The sequence below is a fragment of the Streptomyces sp. NPDC005438 genome, assembly GCF_040606315.1.
Taxonomy (GTDB): domain Bacteria; phylum Actinomycetota; class Actinomycetes; order Streptomycetales; family Streptomycetaceae; genus Streptomyces.
The window spans coordinates 142,355-150,207 of the sequence record NZ_JBEXEP010000013.1; the positions used below are offsets into that span (position 1 = coordinate 142,355).

General features: G+C 71.9%; 6 protein-coding genes, 1 rRNA gene and 1 pseudogene. 3 read left to right on the plus strand and 5 right to left on the minus strand.

Annotated elements, in window-relative coordinates; all coding sequences use genetic code 11:
• Nucleotides 1-4 precede the first annotated feature (4 nt).
• Entirely contained in the window at nt 5-985 is a 981-nt protein-coding gene (locus tag ABZT14_RS23585; protein WP_356305986.1) for an iron chelate uptake ABC transporter family permease subunit, read from the minus strand.
• 200 nt (nt 986-1,185) lie between these two features.
• Here ABZT14_RS23585 and ABZT14_RS23590 point away from each other — a divergent pair, with 200 nt between their 5' ends.
• Nucleotides 1,186-2,211, plus strand: coding sequence for an ABC transporter substrate-binding protein (locus ABZT14_RS23590; RefSeq protein WP_356305988.1), 1,026 nt, complete (start codon nt 1,186-1,188; stop codon nt 2,209-2,211).
• A gap of 31 nt (nt 2,212-2,242) precedes the next feature.
• Nucleotides 2,243-3,100 (plus strand): siderophore-interacting protein, encoded by an 858-nt coding sequence (locus ABZT14_RS23595; RefSeq protein ID WP_356305991.1) that lies wholly within the window; start codon nt 2,243-2,245, stop codon nt 3,098-3,100.
• A 54-nt stretch (nt 3,101-3,154) separates the two neighbouring features.
• On the opposite strand, the gene ABZT14_RS23600 is transcribed toward ABZT14_RS23595, so the two are convergent.
• Nucleotides 3,155-4,159 carry an HAD hydrolase-like protein gene (locus ABZT14_RS23600; RefSeq protein ID WP_356305993.1) on the minus strand — a complete coding sequence of 335 codons (1,005 nt, stop codon included), beginning with the start codon at nt 4,157-4,159 and terminating at the stop codon, nt 3,155-3,157.
• 191 nt (nt 4,160-4,350) lie between these two features.
• Between ABZT14_RS23600 and ABZT14_RS23605 the strand changes: the two genes are divergently transcribed.
• Complete coding sequence (locus ABZT14_RS23605) at nt 4,351-5,616, plus strand: DUF1015 domain-containing protein (protein WP_356305995.1); 1,266 nt, start codon at nt 4,351-4,353, stop codon at nt 5,614-5,616.
• Between the two features lie 466 nt (nt 5,617-6,082).
• Here ABZT14_RS23605 and ABZT14_RS23610 read toward each other — a convergent pair.
• The 3 genes and pseudogenes from ABZT14_RS23610 to rrf form a co-directional block, all read right to left on the minus strand.
• Nucleotides 6,083-6,880, minus strand: a pseudogene (locus tag ABZT14_RS23610) (hypothetical protein); the annotation flags it as partial.
• Nucleotides 6,817-7,575, minus strand: a complete 759-nt coding sequence (locus ABZT14_RS23615; RefSeq protein ID WP_356306022.1) for a hypothetical protein — start codon at nt 7,573-7,575, stop codon at nt 6,817-6,819. The gene ABZT14_RS23615 and the pseudogene ABZT14_RS23610, both read right to left, overlap by 64 nt.
• Nucleotides 7,576-7,766: 191 nt before the next feature.
• Nucleotides 7,767-7,853: ribosomal RNA gene (gene rrf, locus ABZT14_RS23620) — 5S ribosomal RNA — on the minus strand; the annotation flags it as partial.

The window sequence follows — 7,853 nt, forward strand, 5'->3', positions numbered from 1 at the left end:
ACGCTCACGCCCGGGCCACCCTCCCGCGTCGCACGAAGTACAGGAAGAACGGGCCGCCGAGCACCGCGGTGACGATGCCCACCTGCAACTCCCCGGGCCGGCCCAGCACCCGCCCCAGCACGTCCGCGCCCAGCATCAGCACCGGCGCCAACACCGCGCAGTACGGCAGCATCCACCGCAGGTCGGGGCCGGTGAGGGAACGCACCAGGTGCGGCACCATCAGCCCCACGAAGACGATCGGCCCGCAGGCGGCGGTCGCCGCGCCGCACAGCAGGGTCACCGCCACCATGGACGCGGCCCGGATGGTGGCCGGCCGGGAGCCCAGGGCCCTGGCCGCGTCCTCGCCCAGGGCGAGCGCGTTCAACGGCCGGGCCAGGCCCAGGGCGAGCAGCGCCCCGGTCGCGATGAAGGGCAGCGCCTGCCAGAAGGTGGACTGCTGGGCGCTGGCCAGGGAGCCCACGGTCCAGAAGCGCATCCGGTCCAGGGAGGCGGTGTCCAGGAGTTGCGCGGCGTTCACGTAGCTGTACAGGGCGGCGTTCAACGCCGTACCGGCCAGGGCCAGTCGGGCCGGAGTCGCCCCCCGGCCGCCACCGACCACGTACACCAGCACCGACACCGCCGCCGCGCCCACGAAGGCGAACCCGACCTGGGCGTGGTACCCCCGGGCGTTCACGAACGTGAGGCCGGTCACCACCGCCGCGGCGGCACCCGCGTTGATGCCCAACAGCCCCGGGTCCGCGAGGGGGTTGCGGGTCAGCGCCTGCATCACCCCGCCGGCCAGGCCGAGGGCCATCCCGACCAGCAGCCCCATCTGGGTGCGCGGCAACCGCATCTCGTGCACCACGCTGTAGGCGCCCGACCCCTCGTCGGTCAGCCCGGACCAGGCTTCCCCCAGGGTGAGTTGCCTGGCCCCGACGGCCAGACTGAGGGCCACCACCAGCGCCAACAGCGCCAGGGCCACCAACAGTCCGGCCGCCCGGGTCACCTGACGGCCGGCTGTCGGGCTCCACCTCGGGGGTGAACCACCCTGCGTCGGTGGGGTCTTGGTGAGCGACACGTACGAGCTCCGGTCAGGCCGGGCGACCAATCGGCCGACACTGGACAACGAGGACTTTGGTTAGGTTAGCCTAACCGTGCGGTGGTCACACCGTCGCCCCCCGTCCCACCGTAGGAGAAACCCGCACCATGCCGCCCAAGTCCAGCACGTCCACCACCGCCACCCCGTTCACCCGGCGACGCCTGCTCGCCGCCGGAGGCGCACTCGGTCTGACCTCCGCCCTCGCCGCCTGCGGTGACAGCGGATCGGGCGGATCCGGTGGCTCCTGGGTGTTCACCGACGACCGGGACAAGAAGGCCCGCGTCGACGGCACCCCCCGCCGGGTCGTCGCCTACGTCGGCGTCGCCGCCGCCCTCCACGACTACGGGGTGGCCGACCGCGTCGTGGGCGTCTTCGGACCCACCAAGGCCAAGAACGGCAAGCCGGACGTCCTCGCCGGCGACCTGGACGTGGACAAGGTCCAGATCCTCGGCAACACCTACGGCCAGTTCAACGTCGAGCGCTACGCCAAGCTGCGACCGGAACTCCTGGTCACCCACATGTTCCTGCCGGGCGACCTGTGGTACGTGCCGGCCGAGAGCCGCAAGAAGATACTCAAGCTCGCCCCCTCGGTCGGCATCAAGACCGCCGACACCTCCATGCTCACCACCATCAAGCGGTACGCCAGCCTGGCCGACAAGCTCGGCGCCGACCTGCGGTCCACCGAGGTCAAGCGCGCCAAGGCCCGCTTCCAGAAGGCCGCCGACCACCTCACCAAGGTCACCGGCGGCAAGAGCGTCCGCGTCCTGGCCGGCGCCGGCTCCCAGGACCTGTTCTACGTCTCGGACCCCAACGCCAACGCCGACCTGCGCTACTTCAAGCAGCTCGGCGTCGACTTCGTCCAGCCCAGGAAGGTCAGCGAACAGGGCTTCTACGAGGAGCTGAGCTGGGAGAACGCCGACCGCTACGACGCCGACCTCATCCTGCTCGACAACCGCACCCAGTGGCTCCAGCCCGACGCCCTGAAGTCCAAGCCCACCTGGCGTGACCTGCCCGCCGTCAAGGCCGGCCAGATCACCCCGTGGATGGCCGAACCCATCTACTCCTACGCCAGCGCCGCCCCCCTGCTGGAGAAACTCGCCAAGGCCATCGGCGACGCCAAGAAGATCACCTGATCCCCGACCTCCGCCACCACGGGAGCCCTTGATGAGCAACCAGTCCGGCGCTCTGCCCTTCCAGTTCTTCTCGCTGCGGGTCCTGCGCACCAGGCGGCTGACCCCCTCGATGCTCCGCGTCACCCTCGGCGGGGAGGACCTGAAGGCCTTCGTCTCCGGTGGCCGCGACCAGAGGTTCAAGCTCTTCCTGCCCCACCCCGGCCAGGAGGAGCCCGTGGTGCCCAGCGAGAGCGGCCCGGACTGGTTCCTCAGGTGGCGGGAGATGGACCCCACCACCCGGGCGGTGATGCGCTCCTACACCGTCCGGCACCAACGCCGTACGCCCCGGCAGGAGTTGGACGTCGACTTCGCCCTGCACGGCGACGAGGGCCCCGCCTCCCGCTGGGCCCAGCGGGCCGAGGCCGGCGACCGGGTCACCCTGCTGGGCCCGGTGGAGGAGGACAACGGCGGCGTGGACTTCCGTCCGCCCGAGGGCACCGACCTGGTGCTCCTGACCGGCGACGAGACCGCGCTGCCCGCGATCGCCGCCGCCCTGGAGTGGCTGCCGGCCGACACCCGCGTCCGCGCCTGGATCCAGGTGCCCCGGGCGGACGACATCCAGGACCTCACCACGGCCGCCGACGCCGAGATCACCTGGGTGGTCGCCGACGCCCAACCCCCCGGCCGGGACGGACTGTTGGAGGCTCTGCGCGGCGCCGACATCCCCGCCGACGCCACCCCCTACGCCTGGATCGCCGGCGAGGCCGGCTCGGTCCGCGCCCAGCGCCGGCACCTGGTCAACGAACGGGGCGTGGACCGCAGGGCCATCACCTTCACCGGCTACTGGCGACGCGGAGCCACCGAGGAACAACTGGTCGAGGAAGCCGTCTCGACCGCCAAACAGGGCTGAGGCCCACCCCCAGAACGCGGTGGGGGCCGGAGTGGCGGCTCCGGCCCCGACCGCTCACCCGTCCCACAACCGCTCGCACACCGCACGGGTCTCCCACTCGCCCCGCCCCGACCCGGCGTGGGTCCACGCGGCACCGCACAGCGCCCGCAACCCGTCGAGGGGCTCCCCCTCCCCGGCCAGGGTCAACGCCCCGTCCACCACCCGGGCCGTGAACCCGCCGCAACGGAACCCCGACCGGGCGTCCCCCACCACCTCCGGCTGCTCCTCCAACAGTCCCCGCAGGTCCGCCGCCACATAGCGCGGCCGGTGCTCCGGGGGTGCCGCCAACAACTGCGGGCCGTCCGTCACCCCGGTGAGCACCAACAGGGCGTCCACCCCGCCGACGTACCCGCCCTCGATGTCGGTGTCCAACCGGTCGCCCACCACCAGGGGCTTCCTGGCCCCGGTACGCAGCACCGTCTCCCGGTGCATCGCCGGTGACGGCTTCCCGGCGACCTGGGGCTCGGGAGGCTCGGCCATCCACCGGGTGGCGATCCGTACGACCTCCACCGCCGCCCCGTTGCCCGGGGCGATACCGCCGGCGCTCGGCACCGTCAGGTCACGGTTGGAGGCGTACCACGGCACCCCACGGCCCACCGCCAGCGCCGCCTGGGACAGTTGACCCCAGGTCAGGTCAGCGCCGCCGTACCCCTGCACCACGGCGGCCGGCTCCTCCCCGGCCGACTCCACCGGCACCAGCCCCCGTTCGCCCAGGGCCACCCGCAGGCCCTCACCCCCGACACACAACACCCGCGCCCCGGACGGCAGTTGCTCGGCCATCAGCCGGGCCACCGCCTGAGCGGAGGTCACCACCTCCTCCGGCACGGCCGGCACCCCCAGCGCGGTGAGGTGCTCGGCCACCGTCCGAGGGGTACGCGCTGCGTTGTTGGTCACATACGCCAGCCCCATCCCCTCGCCCCGAGCGCGCTCCAGCGACTCCACCGCGTGCGGCACGGCTTCCCCTCCGGCGTACACCACCCCGTCCAGGTCGAGCAGCGCCGTGTCATAAGCCCTGCACAACGGCGCCCCACAGGCACCCGGCACGGTACGAGGCTCCACGCCAACCACCCCTTCCTCCACTCCGCTTTCGGCCACGGACCGGACACGGCGACCGGTACCGCCGGAACCGATCCTCCCGCGCCCCGCACGGGCGACCCACCCCACCCCCACACTCGGGCACACGTTCACCCCATGGCGCATAACATGCTCGGATGACGTTGGATGGCCTACACCTCGCCCCGTTCCGCGGGCTCCGCTATGTCCCCGAACGCGTCAGCAGCTTCGCGGCGGTGACCTCGCCCCCGTACGACGTGGTGGTCAAACCCGACGGTCTCCACCACCTGGAGACCGCCGACCCCTTCAACATCGTCCGGCTGATCCTGCCGCACGCCGGGGGCGACCCGGAGTCCAGCAACCGGCAGGCGGCCACCACGCTCAACGCCTGGACCAACGACGGGGTGTTGGCCGCCGACCCCGAGCCCGCGCTGTACGTCTACGAGCAGCGCCGGGGCGAGGTACTCCAACGCGGACTGATCGGCGCCTTGCGCCTCACCCCGCCCGAGGAGGGCGTGGTCCTCCCCCACGAGGACGTCATCCCCGAGGTGGTCGCCGAACGCGCCGACCTGATGCGGCACACCCGCGCCAACCTCGAACCCCTGCTGCTGTCCTACCGGGGCGGTGACCAGGAGGGGGGAGCCAGCGCCGTCATCCAGCGGGCCATCCAACGGCACCCCCTGCTGTCGACCACCACCGAGGACGGCTTCCAGCACCAGTTGTGGGCGGTCACCGACCCCGACGAACTGGCCGAGATCCACCGCGACCTGTCCGCCCAACACGCGCTGATCGCCGACGGACACCACCGCTGGGCCACCTACCTGCGACTCCAGGAAGCCGAGCACGCACCCGACTCCTCCTGGTCGTACGGCCTGGTGCTGCTGGTCGACACCCACCGCTACCCCCTGCGCGTCCAGGCCATCCACCGGGTACTCCCCCACCTGCCCACCGCCAAGGCCCTGGACCAACTCACCGGTGTCTTCCGGGTACGCCCCCTGAACGTCCCCCTGGACGAGGCCCTGGAGACCCTGCGGAACACCGAGGGCAACGCCTACCTCCTGGCCTCCGGCCCGGAGACCTTCCACCTGCTCCACACCCCCGACCCCGACCTGGTGCGAAGATCCCTCGACCCCGAACGCCCCGAAGCCTGGCGGTCCCTGGACGCCACCGTGCTCCACTCCCTGCTGCTGGACCGGGTGTGGCAGATCCCCGACCACCCCTCGCAGATCGGCTACCTCCACGACGCGGAGGCGGCCGTGGCCCAGGCCGCCCACCACGGCGGTACGGCCGTACTGATGCGCCCCGTGGAGGAGGAGACCGTACGGGAGATCGCCCAGCTGGGCATCACCATGCCCCGCAAGTCCACCTCCTTCGGCCCCAAGCCGGCCACCGGTCTGGTGCTACGCCGGCTGGAGGACGACTGACACCGACCGTCGCCCACGTGTGAGGGGCCGACCCGGATTCCCGGGTCGGCCCCTCACACGTTCGTTCCTCGCCCCGAGGCGGTCACCCACGCCCGAGGCCCCGGAACCCCGGAGGTCAGCCCTCCCGGGGCTGGTCCTCGGAGACGGTCACCTCGGCCGGGCGGTCCCCGGACACGGCATCCGTCCGGTCCGCCGACTGCTCGGGCTCGTCCGCCCGCTCACGGGTGGAGCGGCCCTCCGTCGACGCTGGCTCCTGGTCCGCCGGGTCAGCCAGGTCCCCCTGGTCCTCCGGTGGGACACCGCTCGCCTCGTCCCGCTCCGAGGGCTTCTCCTCCGAGGACTGTTGATCCGAGGCCCCGGCCGTAACCGTCACGGGCTCCCCCTGCGGCGCCGACCTCTGAGCGTCCTCACCGTCGGCGGTCTTCCCCTCCGAGTTCAGCCCCCCGGAGGTCTCCGGCTCACCCACCGAGGTCTCGCCCCGCTCCACGGGCTTCGCCTCACCGTTCACCGCCTGAGCCTGCGACGCCTCACTCGACACCTCGTCGCCGGTGACTGTCCCCGGCTCCGGCTCGTCCTCGGAGTCCGGGTCCAGCGCGTCCACGAACTCGATGCCGTCCAGCTCGGCCAGTCGGTCCGAGGCGTCCGTCGCACCGTCCTGGTCCGCTTCCAGGGCACGGGCGAACCAGTCCCGCGCCTCCTCCTCGCGGCCGACGGCCAGCAGGGCGTCCCCGTACGCGTACCGCAGTCGAGCCGTCCACGGCTGTACACCCCGCGACGCCAACTCCGGGCTCTGCAGGGTGACCACGGCCGCTTCCGCCTGGCCCATGTCCAGTCTCGCTCCGGCGGCCACCAGACGCATCTCGACCTGCCCGGCCTTGTCCAGCTGCCGCACCTCCGGCTCACCGGCCATGGCCAGCGCACGTTCCGGGCGGCCGATCCCCCGCTCGCAGTCGGCCATCATCGGCCACAGGTGCTGGGAGCCGGTCATCCGTCGGGCCGCACGGAACTCCGTCAACGCCTCGCTGTACTTGCCGGTGGCGTACGCCGCGAAGCCCGCCGCCTCCCGTACGGCCGCCACCCTGGAGGCCAACCGAAGGGCCACCTTGGCGTGTTCGTAGGCCCGCTCGGGGTTCTCGTCCAGGAGGCGAGCGACCATCACCAGGTTCCGCGCGACATCGTCGGCCAGCGTCTTGGGAAGGGTCAGCAGCTCCTGCCGTACCGACTTGTCGACCTCGTCGCCCGTGACGTCGTCAGGGATGGGCAGTCGCCTGACCGGCGGGCGGTCCTGCCCACGGTCGTCACGGCGGTCCCGACCCCGGCTCTCACCTCGGTAGCCGCCCCGACCACTGTCCCCGAACCGACCCCTGCCCTCACCACGGCGGTCACCCCGCTCACCGCCACGGAAGTCACGTCCACCACCCCGGAACTCCCGGCGGTCACCCCGAGGTGCGCCACCACGCGGGCCACCACTCCGGCCGCCCCTTTCTCCAGAGCCCCGGAACTCGCGCCGCTCGCCGCCCCGTTCACGGTCCCGGTCACCCTGGAAACCCCGACGGTCACCGCCTCGCTCACGGTCCCCACCGAAACCACGTCGGTCGCCCGTGTTGCCCCCACGGTCCCGGTCACCACGGAAGCCCCGGTTCTCGCCCTGGCCTCGGTCGTCACGCCGGCTGCGGTCACGGTCGCCGTCCTGGAAACGACGCCGGTCCCCGAAGCGGCGTTCACCGCGCTCGTCGTCACGTCGGGGCCCGGGCCTGCGGTCACGGTCGCCCTCACCGGGACGCCCCCGACGCTCGTCTCCCGGCCTACCGCCCCGGAAGTCCCCACGACCTCGGCCGGAGGACTCACCACGACTGTCCCGTCGCGGCCCCTGCCCCCGGCCACCTCGGTCCCGACCGAACTCACCGCGCCCACCGGGACGTCGGTCGCCGCCACCGCGTTCGTTTCCACCACGCTCATCCCGGCGCCCACGCCAACGCTCTGAACGATCCGGTCCGTCGTCTGGGGAATTCGACATTGTGGGGTGACTCCTGCCTTGGTTCACAAGCTGTAACGCACCTCAGAAGAGGTTCTTCCGAAAACGAGAAAAGGGCCTTCAGTCGCCAGTTTTCATAACTGGGACCAAAGGCCCTTCCCCCTTCATAAAAGGAGTTCGGCGGTGTCCTACTCTCCCACACACTCCCGTATGCAGTACCATCGGCGCTGTAAGGCTTAGCTTCCGGGTTCGGAAAGTAACC